The sequence below is a fragment of the Sphingomonas sp. UNC305MFCol5.2 genome (assembly GCF_000712135.1).
GTDB lineage: Bacteria > Pseudomonadota > Alphaproteobacteria > Sphingomonadales > Sphingomonadaceae > Sphingomonas.
Genome location: NZ_JOOE01000004.1, coordinates 197,162 through 217,038, shown reverse-complemented (window position 1 = coordinate 217,038; position 19,877 = coordinate 197,162). Strand labels below are relative to the sequence as shown.

Genomic DNA, 19,877 nt, shown 5'->3' with positions numbered 1-19,877 from the left:
AGGATTGGAGACGGCTTTCGCCGTGAAATCAGGCCGCTCGCATCTCGAGCCCGCGCAGCCAGGCGCGGGCGGCCTTCTGCGCTTCGATGATCTCGCGCGCGGTCATATCCTCGGAGATTTCGGCGCGGCATTCCTGTGCGCGCTCGCTTCCCGAGACAGCAGCGATGTTGAACCATTTGTGCGCTTCGACGAGATCGACATCGATCCCCTCCGCGCCGCTCGAATAGACGATACCCAGGTCGAAACAGGCCTTGGCGTCGCCGCGTGCGGCATCACGAAGACGGCTCTCTACCAGGAAACGCGCGCTCTTGAGGCTGTTGCCCATTGCCGTTACCCCTATTGCTGATCCCTCTTGCTGCAAGGATTGGCAGGTAAGCGGCAAACAAAAGGTTAACGAGGTTAACCGTATTCGTTCGTATTCACCGGGATATTGTCGATCAACCGCGTGCCACCGATCCGCGCGGCGGCGAGCAGGCGCATCGGCCGGCCCTCCATCGGCGCACCCAGCGTCTCGGCATCGGCGAGCGTGACATAATCGATCTCGAACTCGGCGGCAGCGAGCATCTCGCGCGCCTGCGCCAATGCCGCCTCTGGATCGCCGCCCCTGGCGATCGCACGTTCCGCGACGCCCAGCGCGCGCGGCAGCGCCACGGCGCGCGCGCGGTCCTCGGGAATCAGATACGCGTTGCGCGACGACAGCGCGAGTCCGTCATCCTCGCGCTGGGTTGGAACGCCGTGGATCTCGATGTCGAGATCGAGATCCACGACCAGCCGCCGGATCACGGCTAGCTGCTGCCAGTCCTTCTCGCCGAACAATGCGATATCCGGACGAACCTGGTTGAACAGCTTGGTCACCACCGTCGCCACGCCATCGAAATGGCCCGGCCGGTGCACGCCGTCGAGCACCTCGCTGATCCCGCTTACCGAGATGTTGGTGGCGAAACCCTCCGGATACATGACCTCCGCCGGCGGCATCCACAGCAAGTCGACTCCCGCGGCCGCCAGCATCCGCGAATCCGCCAGCTCTTTCCGGGGATATTTGGCGAGGTCCTCATTCGGTCCGAACTGTTTCGGATTGACGAAGATCGACACGACGACGCGCTCGGCAGCCCGTTTGGCGGCCTCGACCAGCGCCATATGCCCGTCATGCAGCGCCCCCATGGTCGGCACCAACGCGACGCGTTCGCCCGCCGCACGCCAGGCGGCTACGCCCGAGCGAAGAGGAGCAAGCTGACGGACGGTTTGCACGCTTGGACACTTTCGATAAGACAGGAGCGCGGCCTTCTATGGGGCGCGGGCGGCGGGATCAATAAAGGAAGTTGTGGGCTTGACCGACGGAGCTAAGCGCTTGCACGTGCTCGTTTTTGCCAATGAGAAGGGCGGCACCGGCAAGTCGACGACTGCGGTTCACGCCGCGATCGCGCTGGCCGCCAAGGGCGCGCGGGTCGCATGCTTCGATCTCGACCATCGTCAACGCACGATGGGCCGCTATCTCGACAATCGCCTCGCAACCGTAAAACGCACCGGCCGTGATCTGCCCACGCCGGTCTACGAGACGCATGACGGCGAGAGCATGGACTTTTTCTCGGAAACGCTCGAGCATCTCGGCGCCGATGCCGACTTCCTGGTCATCGATACCCCCGGCCGCGACGACAAGTTCGCGCGGATCGCCGTCACCAATGCCGACACCCTCGTCACGCCGATGAACGACAGCTTCGTCGATTTCGACCTGATCGGCCATGTCGATCCCGATACCTACAAAGTGACGCGACCCAGCTTCTATTCCGAACTGATCTGGGAATCGCGCAAACGCCGCGCCAAGGCCGATGGCGAAACGATCGACTGGGTCGTCCTGCGCAACCGCATGCAGCATATCGAGGCGCGCAACATGCGCCGCGTCTCGGAGGCGATCGATCAGCTTTCGAAGCGGGTCGGCTTCCGCGTGATCTCGGGTTTGTCGGAGCGCGTGATCTATCGCGAGTTGTTCCCGCAGGGGCTGACGATGCTCGACAGCCGCGAATTCGGAGAGATGGGTCTCAGCCACGTCGCCGCGCGCCAGGAACTGCGCGAGATGATGGCCGGCCTCGCGCTTCCCGAAGTCGCGATGCCGCTGTTCGCCTGATGGGCAAGGCGATCCTCGCGGCGCTGATCATCGCGGCAGTCTATTATCTGTTCCTCAAGCCTCGGCCCAAACCCCGCGCGCCAAGAATGCCGCAGGATGAGGCGCGCGCGATCCTGGGCGTGAGTGCCAATGCCGACGAAGAGGCGATCCGCAGCGCGCATCGCCGGCTGGTGAGTGCGGTACATCCCGACAAGGGCGGATCCGAGGAACTGACCCGCCGGATCAACGCCGCGCGCGACACGTTGCTTCGCCGTAGCGCATAGCGGACACAGATCACCGCTTCGATCTTGTTGCACTGCCGCATTTGAACTTTCGCGGTGCTCGAGATTTGGGGCCTGTACTCGGGCCCTAGGCCGGCAAACACCTTCCCGGGAGGCATCATGACGCACCGTTTCGACCCCACTTCGCTGCGCGAATATGACATTCGCGGAATCGTGGGGGAGGCACTTGGCACCGACGACGCACGCGCGATCGGACGCGGCTTCGCGACCCTGCTCCGCCGCGCCGGCGGGCACCGCGTGGTGGTGGGCCGCGACGGCCGCGTGTCGTCGCCCGAACTCGAGGCTGCCTTGGTCGAGGGGCTGACGGCATCGGGCTGCGACGTAGTGCGCGTCGGTCTCGGACCCACGCCGATGCTATATTATGCCGAGGCCACGCTGGAGGTGGATGGCGGCATCCAGATAACCGGCAGCCATAATCCCGGCAATTACAACGGCTTCAAGATGGTGTTCCAGCATCTGCCGTTCTTCGGTGAGGATATCCAGAAACTCGGCCGGATAGCCGCCGAAGGCGATTGGGAATCGGTCGAGCCCGGCGACGAAGGGACCGTCAGCGACTATTACATCCTTGACGATTATGTCGGGCGCCTGATGGCGGGTTATGCCGGCGGCGCCTATCGCGTCGGATGGGATACGGGCAATGGCGCCGCCGGGCCGGTGATCGAGAAGCTGGTCAAGCTGCTGCCGGGTGAGCATCACACGTTGTTCACCGAAGTGGACGGTCATTTCCCTAACCATCATCCCGATCCTACCGACGAGAAGAACCTCGCCGACCTGAAGCGGCTTGTCGCGGAGAAGAACCTCGATTTCGGACTGGCATTCGACGGCGACGGCGATCGACTGGGCGCGATCGACGGCCAGGGCCGCGTCGTCTGGGGCGATCAGCTTCTCTCCGTTTTGGCCGAACCTGTGCTGCGCGAACTTCCCGGCGCGACGATCATCGCGGACGTCAAGGCGAGCCAGGCCCTGTATGACCGCGTCGCCGAGCTGGGCGGCACGCCGCTGATGTGGAAGACCGGCCACAGCCTGATCAAGACCAAGATGAAGGAAACCGGCGCGCCGCTGGCGGGCGAGATGAGCGGCCACATCTTCTTCGCGCACAATTATTACGGCTTCGACGATGCGCAATATGCCGCGGTGCGGCTGATCCAGGCGGTCCATGTGATCGGCAAGTCGCTCACGCAGATCAAGGACGAGATGCCGGCGATGATCAACACGCCGGAAATGCGCTTCCAGGTCGACGAATCGCGGAAGTTCGCAGTGATCGACGAGGTGCTCGATCGGCTCGAGGCCGAGGGCGCCGACGTCAACCGCACCGACGGCGCGCGGGTCAACACCCCCGACGGCTGGTGGCTGCTGCGCGCATCGAATACGCAGGACGTACTCGTCGCCCGCGCCGAGGCTAAGAGCCAGGAAGGCCTTGATCGGCTGATGGCGATGATCGACGCCCAGCTCGCCGCAAGCGGCCTCGAACGCGGTCCGCAAGCCGCCCATTAAATGCGGCGAGCCGTTCGGGCGGAGGGAACCCTTGATCTGGATCAAGGGTTTATCCGCCCGAGTGGGATCGGGTTGTGACTGAGCAAGACATCAACGACATCACCGAAATCGAGGACGCGCAAGCTGCGCTGCGCGAAAGCATCGAAGCGACCAAGGAATTGTCCGAGCGCGCCGAATATCTGCTGCAGAGATGCAAGGCGCGGGCCGAGCGGCAAAACTCCGACGCACGGTGAGCGCCCGCGAATCGGATGTTGATCCCGCAACCGCAAGTTTCGGCTGGCATTTCGTGCTTTCCAGCCCCACCTAGGCCGCATGGCCTCACCCGCCCCTTCCATCATTCGCGTCATTGATCTCGAAACCACCGGCCAGGCGCCGCCCGCGCATGGCGTGTGCGAGATCGGCTGGCAGGATGTCGCGTTGCAGCGCGACGGCCGCTGGGAGATCCACGGCGAAGGCGGCAGTCGGATGGTCAATCCGGGCCGGCAGATCCCGCCGCTGACCATGGCGGTCCACCATATCCGCGACGAGGATGTCGCCGACGCCCCGTGGTGGCATGACGTCGCGCGGCCGGTGCTCGATCCCTGGCCGCGGCGCGTGGCCCTCGCGGCGCATCGTGCGGATTTCGAGCAGCAATTCTGCACCGCATCGCTGACTCGCGGCAACGACTGGATCTGCACGTGGAAGTGCGCGATGCGGCTCTGGCCGAGCTCGCCTGGCTTCTCGAACCAGATGCTGCGTTACTGGCGCAAGCCCGAAGGGCTGGTGCACGAGCGCGGGCTGCCCGCGCACCGGGCCTTCCCCGACGCTTATGTGACTGCGTTCCATCTGCGCGACATGCTCAACGAAGCCAGTGTCGAGCAATTGATCCAATGGTCGAAGGAGCCGGGGTTGCTGCCGCGCGTCCGCTACGGCCCCGATCGCGGCAAGGAGTGGAGCGAGATCGACGACGAATCGCTCGCGGCGTTCCTCAACGACCGCGACGTCGATGTCCGCCACACCGCGCAGCAAGAGCATATCCGCCGCACCGGCGGCGGGGCGGTCGGCCGCAATTCGGCCAACCAGGACCTGCTGCTCTAGCGCCGCCCGGCGATCAGCGCGCGGACGCCTTCGAGCACCCAGCCGTAGACGAGATGCGACGCGGCGCCATAGGCATGGACGGCCAGCGGCGTATCCTCCGACGCGGACGCCAATCCCGCTGCCGGCATCGCCGCCTCGTCGAGCAACGCCGCCGTCGCGATGCCATAGGCACTGCCGAAGCCCGAACGCGCTTCGGGCCGATATTCGGTGAGGACGCCATAGATGCCGCCGATCACCGCGCCGGCGACATAATGGACCATCTGCCCCGCCGGCTCGCGATACGGCTCAGGGACGGGATCGCCGATCACCGCCTCGCTCGCCGCATCGGCGGCCTTGACGGTCGCCGGATCGTCCTCGTCCGGATCGGGCAGCAGTTTCTGCGCCTGCGCCTGGAACACCGCCATCGCCGCCGACGCGACCAGCCCCGCGGCGACACCGGCGAGCAGCCCGACAAAGGGTCGCGGACGCGCCATCAATAGGCGACGCGCGTGACGGTGAGCTTGTGCTTCGCGAGTTGCGCCTGGACGCTCTCGGCACCGGCGAGATGCCCCGCCCCCACTGCGATGAAAACGGTGCCGGGCTTCTGCAGGCGCTGGTCGATCCAATCGGCCCAGCGGGCGTTGCGATCGGCCAGCAGCACCTTGGCGAGCTCGGGCGTGTCGGCCAGCTCCTCGTTCATCGTCTTGCCCAGCGTTTCGGGATCGCCCGCCGACCAGCTCGCGATCATCTTGTCGAGCTCGGCCGCCATTTTGGGATAATCATCGACGGTTGAGACGAGGAACTTGACCTGGAGCGGCTCGGGCAGATTGTCGAAATAGCCGAGCTGCTGCTCCGCAGTCTCGAGCCCGACGATCCGCTTGCTGGCGGCTTTGGCGGCGGCGCTGAGCGTGCGCTCGGCGCCGCTCTCGGGATTGTAGCCGAGCTTTGGCAAGCCGGCGAGGCTGAGCGTCACTGCGGCGAACCAGGGATCGAAGCGATCGAGCGCCGCGGCGGGAACGCCGACATCGGTCATCGCCTTGGCATAGGCTTCGCGCTTGTCGGCGGGGAGCTTTTCGGTGAGCGTCGGCCCTGTGGGATTGAGCGCGGTCTTCATGATCAGGCCCTGCATCGTCGCGGTGTCGGGCTCGACCATCTCGAGCACCAGCTCGTCGCTCTTGTCGAACGCCGCCTTCACGCCCTCGTCGAACCAGCTGAGGCCGGGCTTGAGGACGTGGACAGTGCCGAAGAGATAGATGGTGGTGTCGGCATCCTTCACTACCCACAAAGCGGGATCGGCGTCCTTGACCGCCTGCGCCTGGGCCGCTGGGGCGAAGAGCAGCGCGAGCGCGGCGAGGGTCTGCTTCAGCATCTGGTTCATACTCCGGCGTGAGACTTTTCGATTATTCAACTGCTCGGCAAATCCTTGAGCGGCATGGCCGCATCGGCCAGCCGCGCCGGATCGATCGCCGCGGCCTCGATCACTAGCTTGCGTCCCTGAACATAATCCTTCGTCGCGTTGACGCAGTCGAGCGCGATCACCCGTCCGGCGCGGAGATAGATCAGCGAGAAGCTGCGCGCCGCCGGATCGCCACGCATTACCGTGCTATCATATCCCGCGGAGATGCCGACGGTTTGGAGCTTCAGGTCGTACTGGTTCGACCAGAACCACGGGACGGCATCATAAATCGCATCGATCCCGAGGATCGTCTTTGCCGCGACAGTCGCCTGATCATTTGCGTTCTGGACCGATTCGAGCCGGATGAGGCGATCGCCGGCGAAATTGTTGGCATGGAGCGCGCAATCGCCCACCGCGAATATATCGGGCAGCGAGGTGCGGCATTGGCCGTCGATCGCGACTCCGTTTCCACCGTTCGCGCCCGCATCGAGCAGCGGTGCGACCGCGGGATCGATACCGATGCCCACGATCGCCATTTCGGCGGGCACGGTTTCGCCGCGGGCCAGTTGCACCCCGGTGACACGATCTTCGCCGAGAATGGCCTCAACCGTGACGCCGAGCCGGATCTCGACACCGTGTGCGCGATGCTCGTCCTCGAAGAAGCGCGAGAGCGGTTCGCCGGCGACGCGGGCGAGAACGCGATCCTGTGCCTCGAGCACAACGACCTGCCGCCCGAGCTTGGTCAGCACCGCCGCGGCCTCGAGCCCGATATAGCCGCCGCCGATCACCGCGACGCGGCGCACGTGCGGAAGCTCGGCGATCATCCGGTCGACATCGGCCCGGGTGCGGACAGTGTGGACGCCGACAAGGTCGCCGCCCGCGCAGGCGAGCCGGCGCGGCTTGCCGCCGGCGGCCCAGATCAGGCTGCCATAGCCGATCGTCTCGCCATCCGTGGTGGTCACATTATGGCCGACCGGATCGACTCGCGTCACCGAACGGCCGGCGAGCATCGTCACGTCACGCTCTTGCCAGAAAGCGGCGTTGCGGATCAGCAGCCGCTCGAACGGCTTGTCGCCGGCGAGATATTCCTTGGAGAGCGGTGGGCGCTCATAAGGCAGCTCGGGCTCGTCGCCGAGCAGGCAGATCGACCCCGCGAACTTGTTCTGGCGAAGCGCGATCGCGGCCTGCGCGCCGGCATGGCCGGCACCGACGATCAGGACATCATAGCGGCTCATGTACGCAGCTGTTCGGCATGCCAGGCGACATGACCGGCCATGAAGCTGGAGATGAAATAATAGCTGTGATCGTAGCCCGGCTGGATCCGCAGCGTCAGCGGGATGCCCGCGGCATCGCACGCGGCACGCAGCAGTTCGGGGCGAAGCTGTTCGTGGAGGAACGGATCGGCATCGCCGACATCGACGAGCAATTCGCGTACGCGCGCGCCGTCGAGGATCAGCGCGCAGGTATCATAGGGGCGCCACCCGTCGCGATCCTCGCCGAGATAGCCGGCGAGCGCCTTCTCGCCCCATGGCACGACGCTGGGCGCGACGATCGGGGCGAAGGCGGAGACGCTGCGGAAGCGATCGGGATTGCGGAGCGCAACGGTGAGCGCGCCGTGGCCGCCCATCGAATGGCCGGTGATGCCCTGTCGTGCCATGTCGGCGGGGAATTCGGCGGCGATCAGCGCGGGCAACTCCTGCTCGACATAGGCGCGCATGTGGAAATGCGAGGCCCAGGGAGCCTGAGTCGCGTCGACATAGAAGCCCGCGCCCTGACCGAAATCATAAGCGGCATCGTCAGCGACGCCTTCGCCGCGCGGCGAGGTGTCGGGCACGACGAAGATCACGCCGTTCTCGGCGCAGGCCCGGCGATACTCGCCCTTGTCGGTGACATTGGCGTGGGTGCAAGTGAGGCCCGAGAGATACCAGAGCACCGGCAGCTTCGCCCCGGCCTCGTGCGGCGGGACATAGACCGAGAAGGTCATGTCGGTGCCCGTGGCCAGCGATGCGTGGCGGTACACGCCCTGCACGCCGCCATGGGCCCGATTGGTGGAGACCGTCTCCATCAAGCGTCCACTACAGGGCTCTGCGGCGATCCTTCGCCCAGATTGTGCGTGCCGCCGGGTTCGATGTTGATCAGCCGTACTTCGCCGTGGCGGGCGACCGGGCGATGCTCGACTCCGCGCGGGACGACGAAGAGCTCGGCCGGCCCCAACGTGACGGTGCGGTCGCGCAATTCGATGTCGAGCAGGCCGTCGATAACGAGGAAGAAGTCGTCGGTGTCGTCATGGACATGCCAGACGAACTCGCCTTCCACCTTCACGATACGCACGTCGTTGCCGTTGTAGCTGGCGACGCGGCGGGGTGCCCAATGCTCGGTGAAGGTCGCGAATTTCTCCGCCAGGTTGACGGCGCCGTTCATGCCGGCACGCGCCACAGGGCACAGAGCTTGTTGCCATCGGGATCGCGCAGATAGGCGAGGTACATCGGCCCGAGCGAGCCGCCCTCGCGCACGCCCGGCGGGTCCTCGATAGCGGTGCCGCCATGGGCGAGACCCGCCGCATGGAATGCCGCCACCTGCTCGGGCGAGTTGCACTTGAAGCCGATCGTCGCGCCGTTGGCGCAGGTCGCGGGTTCGCCATCGATCGGCTCGCTGATGCCGAAGCTGCCGCCGTCCTGCCTGTAGAACAACCGGACCTGGCCGGTAGCGTTCACATGGCGGAACGGTTCACCGACGCCGAGCGTGCCGAGCACCGCGTCGTAAAAGTCCTTGGATCGGGCGATATCGTTGCTGCCGACCATGATATGGCTGAACATGTGCCGTCCCCCTTTGCTCAATATACCACGACGGAGCGGATGCTCTCGCCGGCGTGCATCAGGTCGAACCCCTTGTTGATCTCGTCCAGGGTGAGCACGTGCGTTATCATCGGATCGATCTGGATCTTGCCGTTCATGTACCAGTCGACGATCTTCGGCACGTCGGTCCGGCCCTTGGCGCCGCCGAACGCGGTACCACGCCAGTTGCGTCCGGTGACGAGCTGGAACGGGCGCGTGCCGATCTCCTTGCCCGCTTCGGCCACCCCGATGATGATGCTGGTGCCCCAGCCGCGATGGCACGCCTCCAATGCAGTCCGCATCACTTCGGTGTTGCCGGTGCAATCGAAGGTATAGTCGGCACCGCCGTCGGTGAGCGTCAGGATCTCGGCGATCGTCTCCTCCCGCGATTTGCCGCGCCCGTCGATGAAATCGGTCATCCCGAACCTGCGGCCCCATTCCTCGCGGTCAGGGTTGATGTCGACGCCGATGATCCGGTTCGCGCCCGCCATCTTCGCGCCCTGCAGCACGTTGAGCCCAATCCCGCCCAGACCGAACACGACCACGTTGTCGCCGACCTGGACCTTGGCGGTGTTGACCACCGCGCCGACCCCCGTGGTCACCCCGCAGCCGATATAGCAGCTTGTTTGGAACGGCGCGTCCTCGCGGATCTTCGCGACGGCGATCTCGGGCAGCACAGTGAAATTCGAGAAGGTCGAGCAGCCCATGTAATGAAAGATGGCCTGGCCCTTGTAACTGAAGCGCGAGGTGCCGTCGGGCATCAGCCCCTTGCCCTGAGTCGCGCGGATCGCAGTGCAGAGATTGGTCTTGCCGCTGAGGCACGACTTACATTGGCGGCATTCGGGCGTGTAGAGCGGGATGACGTGATCGCCGGGCTTCACGCTGGTCACCCCTGCCCCGACTTCGCGGACGATGCCGGCGCCTTCGTGGCCGAGGACGCTGGGGAACAGCCCCTCGCTGTCGAGCCCGTCGAGCGTATAGGCATCGGTGTGGCAGATGCCCGTCGCCATGATCTCGACCAGCACCTCGCCGGCCTTGGGGCCTTCGAGGTCGAGCTCGACGATCTCGAGCGGTCTCTTCGCCTCAAACGCGACGGCGGCGCGGGTCTTCATCGGCAATCTCCTTGCTTCCGCGCCTGATCGAAGATGCGAGAGACGCTGGCAAGGCGCTTAAATTGACTCAATTGGCGAAAACGCAACGGATCTCGCAACAATATTGCGCAGCCGGCGCGTCACCGCTCCCCCACAGGGGAAGCGGAGATTATCCTACATTGCAAGAAGGAAAAATGGTGCTGCCGGTGAGGATTGAACTCACGACCTCAGCCTTACCAAGGATGCGCTCTACCACTGAGCTACGGCAGCACTCGCCGGTCCGGGACCGGGCGGGAGGGGCCTATGTGCTTGGGGCCGACCGATTGTCAACCCGAAGCAGACCGGTTTATCGACTGTCGCCATGAACGATGCGGAGAAGAAGGCGCGACTCGCCGAAGCGCTTAGGGCGAATCTGCGGAAACGCAAGGCGCAGGCGCGCGCGCAGCACGCCGAGCCCACGCCTCAGAGCGAATTCACCCAGCCCGCGGCGAACGCGCTGAAGTCATAGGCCTTGTCCGCGATCGCATATGGACCCATCAGGTACATCGCCATGGTGACGGCACCCGCCATGAACCACATTACCCGATTGGCGCGACCTTCGCTTCCAACCATTGCCGTTCATCCTCAGTCAGTTGCGGGCCGACCACTTCAAGCACCCGCGCGTGATAGCTATTAAGCCACTGAAGTTCCTTAGAGGTTAACAGCGACGGCGCGATCAGCGTACGCTCGATCGGCGCGAAGGTGAGCGTCTCGAAACCGAGCATGGGCTGTTCGGCGCCGGCGATCGAAGCGGGCACGACGAGGACGAGATTCTCGATGCGGATGCCGTATTCGCCGGCCTTGTAATAACCGGGCTCGTTCGAGAGGAACATGCCGGCACGCAGCGGCTCGAGGCTCTGGCCGCCGGGATAAAAGGGTTGCGCGATTCGCTGCGGGCCTTCGTGCACCGAGAGATAGGCGCCGACGCCGTGGCCGGTGCCGTGGCCGTAATCGAGCCCGACTTCCCAGAGCGGCGCGCGGGCGAAGCTGTCGAGCTGGGCGCCGGTGGTGCCTTCGGGGAAAAGCGCGGTGGCGATGCCGATATGGCCTTTGAGGACGCGCGTGAAGCGGTCCTTCATTTCGGGGCTCGGTTCGCCGACCGGCATGACGCGCGTCACGTCGGTGGTGCCGTCGGCATATTGGCCGCCCGAATCGACGAGGTAGAGCTGGCCGCGTTCGATCGGCAGGCTCGATTCCGCGGTGACTTTATAGTGCGGGATCGCGCCGTTGGGGCCAGTGGCGGAGATGGTGTCGAAGCTCAGATCCTTGAGCACGCCGGTCGCGTCACGGAATTCACGGAGCTTGTCAGCCGCCGACATTTCGGTGAGCTGGCCGGCGGGTGCGGTCTCCTCGAACCATTTGAGGAAGCGGACCAGAGCGGCGCCGTCGCGGGCCTGCGCCGACTTGTGCCCGGCGATCTCGGCGGGATTCTTGAGTGCCTTGGCGAGGACGACCGGGTCGCGCAGGCTGAGGATCTTCGCGCCGCCGGCATCGAGCGAATCGAAGATCGCGGCGACCGCGCGCTCGGGATCGACGGCGACGCGCTTGCCGGCGAACCCTTTGAGCGCAGGAGCGAAGGCAGCGCGGTCATGCAACCGGATGGCATTGCCGAGGTGCTGGCGGACGGCGTCGGTGATCTTCTCAGGCGCGACGAACAGGTCGGCGGTGCCGTCGGCATTGACGATCGCATAGGCCAGAGCGACGGGCGTGTGGCTGACGTCGTTGCCGCGGATATTGAACGCCCAGGCGATCGAATCGAGCGCGGAGAGCACGACCGCGTCGGCTTTCCGCGCGGAGAGCCATTCGGCGATCTCGGCGCGCTTGGCGGCGGAGGTACGCCCGGCGGCGGCATCGTCCTGCACCGCCAGCGTCGCGTCCGAAGGCGCAGGGCGATCGGGCCAGACGGCGTCGACCGGATTGGTGTCGACCGCGACCAGCTCGGCGCCTTTCTCGGCGAGGGCCTTCTTCGCTTCTTCCACCCAGGCGCGCGTGTGCAGCCACGGATCATAGCCGATACGGCCACCATCGGGTGCATGCTCGCCGAGCCAGCCGGCCATGCTCACCTGCGGAACCGGGACATATTGCCAATCGTCGGCCGAGACCTGCTGGCGGACCTGCAGCGTATAGCGCCCGTCGGTGAAGATCGCGGCTTCGCTGGAGAGCACCACCGCGCTGCCTGCACTGCCCTGGAATCCCGTCAGCCACGCGAGACGCTGGGCATAGGCGCCGACATATTCGGACATATGCTCATCGGTGAGCGGCACGACGAAGCCGTCGAGACGGTCTCGCTTCAGCTGTTCGCGAAGGGCGGAGAGGCGATCGGCATAGGTGGACATTTCAGCGCATCCTTGCCCGGCGCGGGCAATCAAGTTGACGAAGTTTACCAGTCCATACGCGCGCACGGGAGAGGCGCGGACCGGGCGACGTGCAGTTGCGGATAGCACGAACGGACATGCGATCGGAATTGCAGAGGAAATCCTACTTTGAAAGCGCTAAGTCGCGCTATCAGGCGGCATGCACCTTTTCCCCCTGCCCCGCCGCGACCTGCCCACGCCCGCGCTGCTTCTCGATCGCGCGGCGCTGGAGCGCAACATCGCCGCGATGGCTGGCTTTGCCGAGGCACAGGGCGTCGCGCTGCGGCCGCATGCCAAGACGCACAAGAGCGGCGAGATCGCGCGGCGGCAGATTGCCGCGGGCGCGGCGGGGATCTGCTGCGCCAAGCTGGCCGAAGCCGAGGCGCTGGCCGAGGACGGCGTGGCGAACATCCACCTCACTTCGCCGGTGGTGACGACGGAGGCGATCGAAAGACTAGCGGCGCTCCATGCGCGGATCGCGCTGTCGGTAGTGGTGGACCATCCCGACAATGCCCAGGCGCTGGGCGCGGTGGACGGGCTGACAGCGTATGTCGACGTCGACCCCGGAAGCCACCGCACCGGCGTGACCTCGGCGACGGCGGCGGTCGAGCTGGCGCGGGCGATCGCCGCGACGGGGACGTTGAAGCTGGGCGGGGTGCAATTTTATTGCGGGTCGCACCAACATATCCAGAACCTCGCCGAGCGGCGCGCGGCGATCGTCGAGCGGACCGACTATCTGCGCGGCGTGCTGGCTGCGCTGCGTGACGCAGGATTCGCGATTCCGGTGGTGACCGGCGGGGGCACGGGGACCTTCGCGATCGATGCGTCGCTGGGGGTGTTCACCGAGCTGCAGGTGGGATCCTATGTCTTCCTCGATCGCGAATATCTGGATTGCGAGCTCGCCGGGCCGCGCTTCGAGCCGGCGCTGTTCGTCGACGCCACGGTAGTGAGCGCGAACACGCCCGGCATGGTGACGATCGATTCGGGGCTCAAGGCCTTCGCGACCGATGCCGGCGTACCGGTAGTGCTCGGCGGCGCACCGGAAGGAGCCCGCTACGCCTTTACCGGCGACGAACACGGCGCCTTGCTGGGCGAGGGCCTGCCCGGCCTCGGCGCGCGGGTTACGCTGATGCCGCCGCACTGCGATCCGACGGTCAATCTCTACGACCTCTATCATGTGCTCGACGGCGACATGGTCGCCGAAACCTGGCCGGTGACCGCGCGCGGCCGATCGACCTAGACCGTATCGACATTCAGCTTCGGAGCGGCCTCCTCCTCTTCCGTCACCCCGGACTTGTTCCGGGGTCTACCGGGAGGCGAGTCTTGGGGAAGAGACTGGAGGTCAGCCGGTGGGGCTTGGTGGACCCCGGAACAAGTCCGGGGTGACGGCGGTGGCAAACGATCTGTGCCCAAGCACGCGCTTCGTCCGGCGTTAAGCTTGACCGTTTCGAATATTTTGACGGCCATGGTGGAGACAGGGGCGCTGCAGCCACGAGCCCGAAGGAATCCATGCGCTTCTATCTTGCCGTCTCGCCCGCCTTTCCGCGCGCCCGCAGGTTCCGGCTCGCGGCGATCTGCGTCGCGGCGACGAATCTGCCGCTGCTCGCCTGGCTCGGCTGGAGCGCGGCGACCGGCGACGTAGCGCCGGGCCAATTTGCGGTGCTGGCGCTGGCGAGCCTGGTGGGTACGGCAATCGCCCTGCACGGAATCGGCAGTTTGCTGGCGGGTCTCCCCGTCGCGCAGGAACGCCGCGCCACGGTGACGCCGCTGCCGCAACGGAGCGCGGATCCGATCGGCGACCTTCTCGCCAGCGTCAACCGCGCGGCGAGCGCCGCCGATCAGCGCATGCGCGAGCTCGATCTCGCGGCGAAGGAGGATCTGCTCACCGGTGCGCGCAACCGTCGCGGCTTCCTGGCGGATATCGAGGACTTCCTGCCCGCCGAGCGGCGCGGCACCGTCGCGCTGCTCGATCTCGACCGGTTCCGGCAGATCAACGACCAGTTCGGCCATGAAGTGGGCGACCGCGTGCTGCGCGATTTCGCCGGGCGGCTCTCGTCCGAGCTGCGCCGCGGCGATCTGGTCGCGCGCTGGGACGGCGAGGAATTCGCAGTGCTGTTTCGCGGCGCTACCGAGGACGAGGCGGCGGGCGTGCTCGGCCGTGTGACTCGGCGGCTGATCGCCAACCCGCTGATCGTGCTCGACGGGGAAGCGCTGACCTTCTCCGCCGGCGTCTGCCGTTTCGGCGGCGAAGGGATCGACGCGACGATCCTCGGCGCGGAAAACGCGCTCCTCGAGGCGAAGGGCGCGGGCCGGGCCCGCGTGGCGTGCGCGAGCCGCCCCGGACAGATATTGTTGCCGCTCGCCTGAGCCGCGCGATAAGGCGGAGCATGACCGATCTTCCCAAGCCGCCCGTCGCGGCCACTCGCCCACACAGTTTCTCCGTCCATGGCGTTCGCATCGACGATCCCTGGGCGTGGCTGAAGGACCCGAATTACCCGCAAGTCACCGACAAGGACGTGCTCGCCTATCTCGAGGAAGAGAATGCCTATTTCGAGAAGGTGATCGCGCCGCTCAAGCCGCTCAGCGAGCGGTTGTTCAAGGAGATGCGCGGGCGGATCAAGGAAGACGAATCGACCGTGCCGCAAAAGGACGGCGACTGGCTCTACTGGACCGATTTCGAGACCGGCGGCGAATATCCGCGCTGGTGGCGCAAGCCGGTGGCGGGCGGTGACGACGCGTTGATCCTCGACGAGCCGGCTTTGGCCGCGGGCAAGGAATATTTCCGGCTGGGGGCGTTCAGCGTCAGCCCCGACGGCCGGTATCTCGCCTACGCAATCGACGACAATGGATCGGAGCGGTTCGAGGTACGGGTCAAGGACCTCGATACCGGCGACCTGCTGCCCGACACGATCCCGGGCATGCTCTCCGAGATCGTCTGGACCGCCGATTCCGCGGGCTTCCTCTACGGCGTCGCCAACGAGAACTGGCGCACCGACAATGCCCGCTGGCACAGGCTCGGCGAGCCGGTCGAGAGCGATGTCGAGCTCTTCAAGGAAGCCGATGAGGGCTATCGCGTCGCGGTGGGCGAGACCAGCTCGCGCAAATGGCTGGTGGTCGCGACCGGCGACCATGTGACCAGCGAAGTCTATCTGCTTCCCGCCGACGATCCCTCGGCGCCTTTGCTCTGCGTGAGCCCGCGCAAGCCGGGCCGCGAATATGATGTCGACGAGCATGACGGGACCCTGTTCATCCACACCAACGACGTGGATCCGCAATTCCGGCTGGTGACCGCGAGCATCGACAATCCCGGCGAGTGGGTCGAGCGGATCGGCCCGTCGAAGCATTTCTACATGACCGGGGTGGACTGCTTCGCCGACTTCTTCATCGTCGAGGGGCGCGACGACGGGCTCGATCAGATCGAGCTGCATCGCTACGACCCGGCGATCGCGCCGGTGCGGCTCAAATTCCCCGAGGCGAGCTATGTCGCGGGGCTGGGCGACAATCCCGAATATGCCGTCGACAAACTGCGGCTGAGCTACGAATCGATGGTCACGCCGGGGACGGTGCAGGACTATGACGTCGCTACCGGCGCGATCACGACGCTCAAGGTCCAGGAGATCCCCAGCGGCTATGACGCGTCGAAATACCGGACGGAGCGCCTGAACATCACCGCCCGCGACGGGACGCAGGTGCCGGTCTCGATCGTCTATCCGAAAGACTTTCCGCGCGACGGCAGCGGCAAGCTCTATCTCTATGCCTATGGCGCCTATGGCTATGCGATCCCGCCGGGCTTCTCGACCAGCCGGATGTCGTTCCTCGACCGCGGCATGGCGTTCGCGATCGCGCATATCCGCGGCGGCGACGATCTGGGCCAGCAATGGTATCTAGACGGCAAGCTCGACAAACGGGAGAACACCTTCAACGATTTCGTCGATGTGGCGAAGGGACTGATCGCGCAGGGCTTCACGCATCAGGGCGGGATCGCAATCGCCGGACGGAGCGCCGGCGGCGAGCTGATGGGCGCGGTGGTCAATTCGGATCCTGATTTGTGGGGCGCGGTGGTGGCGGACGTGCCGTTCGTCGATGTGCTCAACACGATGCTCGACGAGAGACTGCCGCTGACTCCTGGCGAATGGCCCGAATGGGGCAATCCGGTGGAGGATCCCAAGGCGTTCGAGCTGATCCGCTCTTACTCGCCCTATGACAATGTGAAGCCGCAGGCCTATCCGCCGATGTTCATCTCGGGCGGGCTCAACGATCCGCGGGTGACCTATTGGGAGCCGGCCAAATGGGCTGCCAAGCTGCGCGCGACCAAGACCGACGACAATGTGCTGGTGCTCAAGACCAATATGGGCGCGGGGCACGGCGGCAAATCGGGCCGCTGGGAGAGTCTGAAAGAGGCCGCGGACGAGATGGCGTTCGTATTGTGGCAATTGGGAGTGGAGGAATAGCGGCGACCTCAATCCTCCCCCTCTGGGGGAGGATTTGATGTTACCTAACGCGGCGTCCGCTCGGTCAATCGGCTCTCGCGGTGGCAGGTGTGGCAGAAGGCGAAGTCGAATATCTCGCTGAGCACCCAGGCCTGGCTTTCCAGATTCCATTCGGCCCATGCGTCGCGCGTAACGGCCACGCTGCCGCAGCGTTCGCACGCATATTCTACCCGAGGAGTTCTGCCTTCCGCCACGCGCGCATGGTGGCACGGTTCGGGTCCGCTTCGGACGAAAGTGTCTCCGAAACGGAGAAGTCTGGGCCGGCGATTGCCGCGGCGCCGGTCGCGCGATAGCCTTGGCCCGAACCAGCGGGAGGACGGATATGCGGGGTACGACAATCGGGCTGGCGGCGGCGGCTTTGGTGCTGGCGGGATCGGTCGCGGCATCGGCAGGCGGCCGTGCGGCGGCGCCCGACGCCAAAACCGACGTGATCGCGGGACGCCAGGCGGCATTCCGGATGTCCGGAGCATTGATGGGCAGCATGAGCGCGGTCGCCAAGAGCGGCGGCGACGTGAAGACGCAGGCCTTCGCGGCACGCGCGCTCGCCGGCTGGGCCAAGGCGCTTCCCGGCATGTTCCCGGCCGGCAGCACGGCGGCAAATTCGGCTGCCCTGCCCGCGATCTGGAGCGACCGGGCGACGTTCGAGGCGCGCGCAGCGGACTATGCCGCGGCCACCGACAAGCTCGCCGAATTCGCCAAAGCGGGCGACAACGCCGGCTTCGCGGCGCAGCTGGGTGCCGTCGGCAAGACCTGCGGCGCGTGCCATGACAGCTATCGCAAGCAGGAGGAGCGCCGCCCGGGCTGAGGATCAGCCGCGCGGCTGCTGGTCGGCGGGGACGGGGGTGAGTTCGTAGATGTCGAGCTGACGATCATCGCTACCCGCCACCGCCAAGCGCCAGCGGAAGCTGCCGACCCGCTCGACCATACCCACCATGTCGCGCGCGGGCTCATTGCCATAGCCGAGCGAATTTTCGCCGGCGCGGCGCTGGCGCGCGCCGAGAAAGACGTAACGCTTGCCATCGGGGTAGAAATAGCCGGCCGCGGGATCGCTGCCGGTCTGCTTGACGAAGGCGACACCTTCCTCGGTGGCGGAGACGAAGCAAAAGTCGTTCGCCGAGCTGCGGGCGCTCGCCGCGCCGCGCGCCGGGCTGCGCAGCCGGACGACGCGGCAGCGATAGGAGCCGGGGCTGAGCGACGGCATGTCGAGGCCGGCGCCGGGATCGACCAGTCTGCCCTGCGCGGTGCGGACGCGGGGCGGCAGCTTGGCGTGGAGCTTGCCCCAATCGGTGCGGAGGCTCTCGAGCCGGAGGTCATCCTCAGGGGTGATCGACTTGCGCCACTCGGGCGGCTCCTCGACCGGCACGGTGCTGACCAACACGACACGTGTCGGCGGCTGCTGTGCCGCGCAGGCGGCGAGCAGGGAACACAAGGCAAAACTGACGATGCGCCGATACACTGGCCACCCTCCGATCCACGTCCGGAATTGTCGAAAACCGTTATCGAAAGATGAACGCCACACGTTAACGAAAGGTAAACGGCGCACTGATTTTGTTTGCGGTGCAGCACGCGGCGACATGCATACTCCCGATGCCGCAACCCGGATACGCAGGGCACGCACGGCATCGGTGATACGCTGAATCGATGAGCGGCTCGTTTGTTGCACCGCAAACGAAAAATATCGTAACGGCGGCGAAACTGTGGCGCCAAAGCCACGCTTTCCGAACCCAGGTACACAAAGCGCCTATTCGGCGGCGCGCGCCTCGGGTTCGTCTTCGGCGACATCCTCGGGAAGCGCCCAGACGAGATCGCCCTTCTGGAGCACGCGGCCGTCGTGCGACTGGACGGTGACCTGGGCGATCGGCTTGCGGTCGCGCGTGTCGACCAGCACCGGGAAGGCAGGCACGCACGTCTCCCAGCGCTCGCCCCATTGGCGCAGCGCGATCATCGTCGGAAGCAGGGCATAGCCCTTGTCGGTGAGGCGATATTCGATCTTGCGGCGATCCTCGGGGCACGGGCGCCGCTCGAGAATGCCCTTGTCGACCAGCCGGGCGAGGCGATTGGCAAGGATGTTGCGCGCGATGCCGAGTTCGGATTGGAACTCCTCGAAATGATAGAGCCCGTTGAACGAGCCGCGCAGGATCAGAAACGACCAGCGTTCGCCCATCGCCTCCAGTGCCGCCGGAAGGCTGCACTCTTTCGCCAGCTCGCGCAGCGACTCTCGGATCGCACCACCCATGACTGAACACCTTACTCCAAATCGCGGACCCTGGGAAACGGCATAACGCATTGCAACGCAGCAAGAGTTTCTGCTTGCAACTTACTTCTATGTCAATTAGGTATTGATTCGCAACTGATGTTGCGAACAGAGGTTCCCCAGGAGGAAAACATGAACCGTTATCTTGCCGTCGCGGCAGCTGCCGCGGCCACGCTGGCGCTTACCCCCGCGACCGGCTTCGCCCAGACCCCCCGCGGCTATTATGCCGCCACCCCGGTGGCTTCGCCCGAGAAGACCAGCCTCGTCACGCGTTCGACGATCTGGAAGTGCGGTGAAGGCGTGTGCGTGGCTTCGAAGGCCAATGCGCGCGACAATATCGTCTGCGAACTCGTCGCCCGCGAAGTGGGCCAACTCTCGTCGTTTCGCGCCAATGGCGCCGACTTCGACGCCGACGCGCTGGCCAAGTGCAACACGAAGGCACGTTGATCTGAACGGTGCTCGCCCG

24 protein-coding genes and 1 tRNA gene are annotated in these 19,877 nt (G+C 65.6%); 10 read left to right on the top strand and 15 right to left on the bottom strand.

Annotated elements, in window-relative coordinates:
- Window positions 1-28 precede the first annotated feature (28 nt).
- The gene (locus BR78_RS0117120) at window positions 29-325 is read right to left on the bottom strand and encodes a sel1 repeat family protein (protein WP_029727427.1); all 297 of its coding nucleotides are present in this window, start codon (window positions 323-325) and stop codon (window positions 29-31) included.
- Between the two features lie 74 nt (window positions 326-399).
- Window positions 400-1,248, bottom strand: coding sequence for a pantoate--beta-alanine ligase (panC, locus tag BR78_RS0117115; RefSeq protein WP_029937215.1), 849 nt, complete (start codon window positions 1,246-1,248; stop codon window positions 400-402).
- A 100-nt stretch (window positions 1,249-1,348) separates the two neighbouring features.
- On the opposite strand from panC, the gene BR78_RS0117110 reads away from it, so the two are divergent.
- From BR78_RS0117110 to BR78_RS0117090, 5 genes are all read left to right on the top strand, one after another.
- Window positions 1,349-2,122 (top strand): division plane positioning ATPase MipZ, encoded by a 774-nt coding sequence (locus BR78_RS0117110; protein WP_025587088.1) that lies wholly within the window; start codon window positions 1,349-1,351, stop codon window positions 2,120-2,122.
- The gene (locus BR78_RS0117105) at window positions 2,122-2,385 is read left to right on the top strand and encodes a J domain-containing protein (RefSeq protein WP_025587086.1); all 264 of its coding nucleotides are present in this window, start codon (window positions 2,122-2,124) and stop codon (window positions 2,383-2,385) included. Before BR78_RS0117110 ends, BR78_RS0117105 begins: the two co-directional genes overlap by 1 nt.
- Before the next feature lie 117 nt (window positions 2,386-2,502).
- Window positions 2,503-3,897, top strand: a complete 1,395-nt coding sequence (pgmG, locus tag BR78_RS0117100) for a phosphoglucomutase/phosphomannomutase PgmG (RefSeq protein WP_025587084.1) — start codon at window positions 2,503-2,505, stop codon at window positions 3,895-3,897.
- Between the two features lie 74 nt (window positions 3,898-3,971).
- Window positions 3,972-4,130 carry a hypothetical protein gene (locus BR78_RS21830; protein WP_156022352.1) on the top strand — a complete coding sequence of 53 codons (159 nt, stop codon included), beginning with the start codon at window positions 3,972-3,974 and terminating at the stop codon, window positions 4,128-4,130.
- Window positions 4,131-4,209: 79 nt separating this feature from the next.
- Window positions 4,210-4,974, top strand: a complete 765-nt coding sequence (locus BR78_RS0117090) for an exonuclease domain-containing protein (protein WP_025587082.1) — start codon at window positions 4,210-4,212, stop codon at window positions 4,972-4,974.
- On the opposite strand, the gene BR78_RS0117085 is transcribed toward BR78_RS0117090, so the two are convergent.
- The 10 genes from BR78_RS0117085 to BR78_RS0117040 form a co-directional block, all read right to left on the bottom strand.
- Entirely contained in the window at window positions 4,971-5,447 is a 477-nt protein-coding gene (locus BR78_RS0117085; protein WP_029727429.1) for a DUF1440 domain-containing protein, read from the bottom strand. The genes BR78_RS0117090 and BR78_RS0117085 overlap by 4 nt on opposite strands.
- Window positions 5,447-6,322 (bottom strand): TraB/GumN family protein, encoded by an 876-nt coding sequence (locus BR78_RS0117080; protein WP_331280254.1) that lies wholly within the window; start codon window positions 6,320-6,322, stop codon window positions 5,447-5,449. Before BR78_RS0117080 ends, BR78_RS0117085 begins: the two co-directional genes overlap by 1 nt.
- Before the next feature lie 35 nt (window positions 6,323-6,357).
- Window positions 6,358-7,584: an NAD(P)/FAD-dependent oxidoreductase gene (locus tag BR78_RS0117075; RefSeq protein ID WP_025587076.1), complete on the bottom strand. Its 1,227-nt coding sequence runs from the start codon at window positions 7,582-7,584 to the stop codon at window positions 6,358-6,360.
- The gene (gene fghA, locus BR78_RS0117070) at window positions 7,581-8,414 is read right to left on the bottom strand and encodes an S-formylglutathione hydrolase (RefSeq protein ID WP_029937214.1); all 834 of its coding nucleotides are present in this window, start codon (window positions 8,412-8,414) and stop codon (window positions 7,581-7,583) included. The genes BR78_RS0117075 and fghA overlap by 4 nt, the downstream gene beginning before the upstream one ends.
- Window positions 8,414-8,770, bottom strand: coding sequence for a cupin domain-containing protein (locus BR78_RS0117065; RefSeq protein WP_029937213.1), 357 nt, complete (start codon window positions 8,768-8,770; stop codon window positions 8,414-8,416). The genes fghA and BR78_RS0117065 overlap by 1 nt, the downstream gene beginning before the upstream one ends.
- Entirely contained in the window at window positions 8,767-9,165 is a 399-nt protein-coding gene (locus BR78_RS0117060; RefSeq protein ID WP_029937212.1) for a VOC family protein, read from the bottom strand. Before BR78_RS0117060 ends, BR78_RS0117065 begins: the two co-directional genes overlap by 4 nt.
- 17 nt (window positions 9,166-9,182) lie before the next feature.
- Window positions 9,183-10,295 (bottom strand): S-(hydroxymethyl)glutathione dehydrogenase/class III alcohol dehydrogenase, encoded by a 1,113-nt coding sequence (locus BR78_RS0117055; protein ID WP_029937211.1) that lies wholly within the window; start codon window positions 10,293-10,295, stop codon window positions 9,183-9,185.
- A gap of 174 nt (window positions 10,296-10,469) precedes the next feature.
- Window positions 10,470-10,544: transfer RNA gene (locus tag BR78_RS0117050), tRNA-Thr, on the bottom strand.
- Between the two features lie 192 nt (window positions 10,545-10,736).
- Window positions 10,737-10,886 (bottom strand): hypothetical protein, encoded by a 150-nt coding sequence (locus tag BR78_RS21825; RefSeq protein WP_156022351.1) that lies wholly within the window; start codon window positions 10,884-10,886, stop codon window positions 10,737-10,739.
- On the bottom strand, window positions 10,853-12,649 hold the full coding sequence (locus tag BR78_RS0117040; protein WP_029937210.1) for an aminopeptidase P family protein: 1,797 nt from the start codon (window positions 12,647-12,649) through the stop codon (window positions 10,853-10,855). The genes BR78_RS21825 and BR78_RS0117040 overlap by 34 nt, the downstream gene beginning before the upstream one ends.
- Window positions 12,650-12,827: 178 nt before the next feature.
- Here BR78_RS0117040 and BR78_RS0117035 point away from each other — a divergent pair, with 178 nt between their 5' ends.
- From BR78_RS0117035 to BR78_RS0117025, 3 genes are all read left to right on the top strand, one after another.
- Entirely contained in the window at window positions 12,828-13,907 is a 1,080-nt protein-coding gene (locus BR78_RS0117035; RefSeq protein ID WP_029937209.1) for an alanine racemase, read from the top strand.
- Window positions 13,908-14,176: 269 nt separating this feature from the next.
- Window positions 14,177-15,034 carry a GGDEF domain-containing protein gene (locus tag BR78_RS0117030; RefSeq protein ID WP_029937208.1) on the top strand — a complete coding sequence of 286 codons (858 nt, stop codon included), beginning with the start codon at window positions 14,177-14,179 and terminating at the stop codon, window positions 15,032-15,034.
- A 20-nt stretch (window positions 15,035-15,054) separates the two neighbouring features.
- Entirely contained in the window at window positions 15,055-17,118 is a 2,064-nt protein-coding gene (locus BR78_RS0117025) for a S9 family peptidase (protein WP_029937207.1), read from the top strand.
- A 44-nt stretch (window positions 17,119-17,162) separates the two neighbouring features.
- On the opposite strand, the gene BR78_RS22215 is transcribed toward BR78_RS0117025, so the two are convergent.
- Complete coding sequence (locus tag BR78_RS22215) at window positions 17,163-17,297, bottom strand: UPF0565 family protein (RefSeq protein WP_231478297.1); 135 nt, start codon at window positions 17,295-17,297, stop codon at window positions 17,163-17,165.
- Window positions 17,298-17,479: 182 nt separating this feature from the next.
- Between BR78_RS22215 and BR78_RS0117015 the strand changes: the two genes are divergently transcribed.
- Complete coding sequence (locus BR78_RS0117015) at window positions 17,480-17,962, top strand: c-type cytochrome (protein WP_029937205.1); 483 nt, start codon at window positions 17,480-17,482, stop codon at window positions 17,960-17,962.
- A gap of 3 nt (window positions 17,963-17,965) precedes the next feature.
- On the opposite strand, the gene BR78_RS0117010 is transcribed toward BR78_RS0117015, so the two are convergent.
- Window positions 17,966-18,613 (bottom strand): DUF4893 domain-containing protein, encoded by a 648-nt coding sequence (locus BR78_RS0117010; RefSeq protein ID WP_029937204.1) that lies wholly within the window; start codon window positions 18,611-18,613, stop codon window positions 17,966-17,968.
- A gap of 285 nt (window positions 18,614-18,898) precedes the next feature.
- Window positions 18,899-19,393, bottom strand: coding sequence for a winged helix-turn-helix transcriptional regulator (locus BR78_RS0117005; protein WP_029937203.1), 495 nt, complete (start codon window positions 19,391-19,393; stop codon window positions 18,899-18,901).
- A gap of 150 nt (window positions 19,394-19,543) precedes the next feature.
- On the opposite strand from BR78_RS0117005, the gene BR78_RS0117000 reads away from it, so the two are divergent.
- Window positions 19,544-19,858, top strand: a complete 315-nt coding sequence (locus BR78_RS0117000; protein ID WP_029937202.1) for a CC_3452 family protein — start codon at window positions 19,544-19,546, stop codon at window positions 19,856-19,858.
- Window positions 19,859-19,877: the final 19 nt, after the last annotated feature.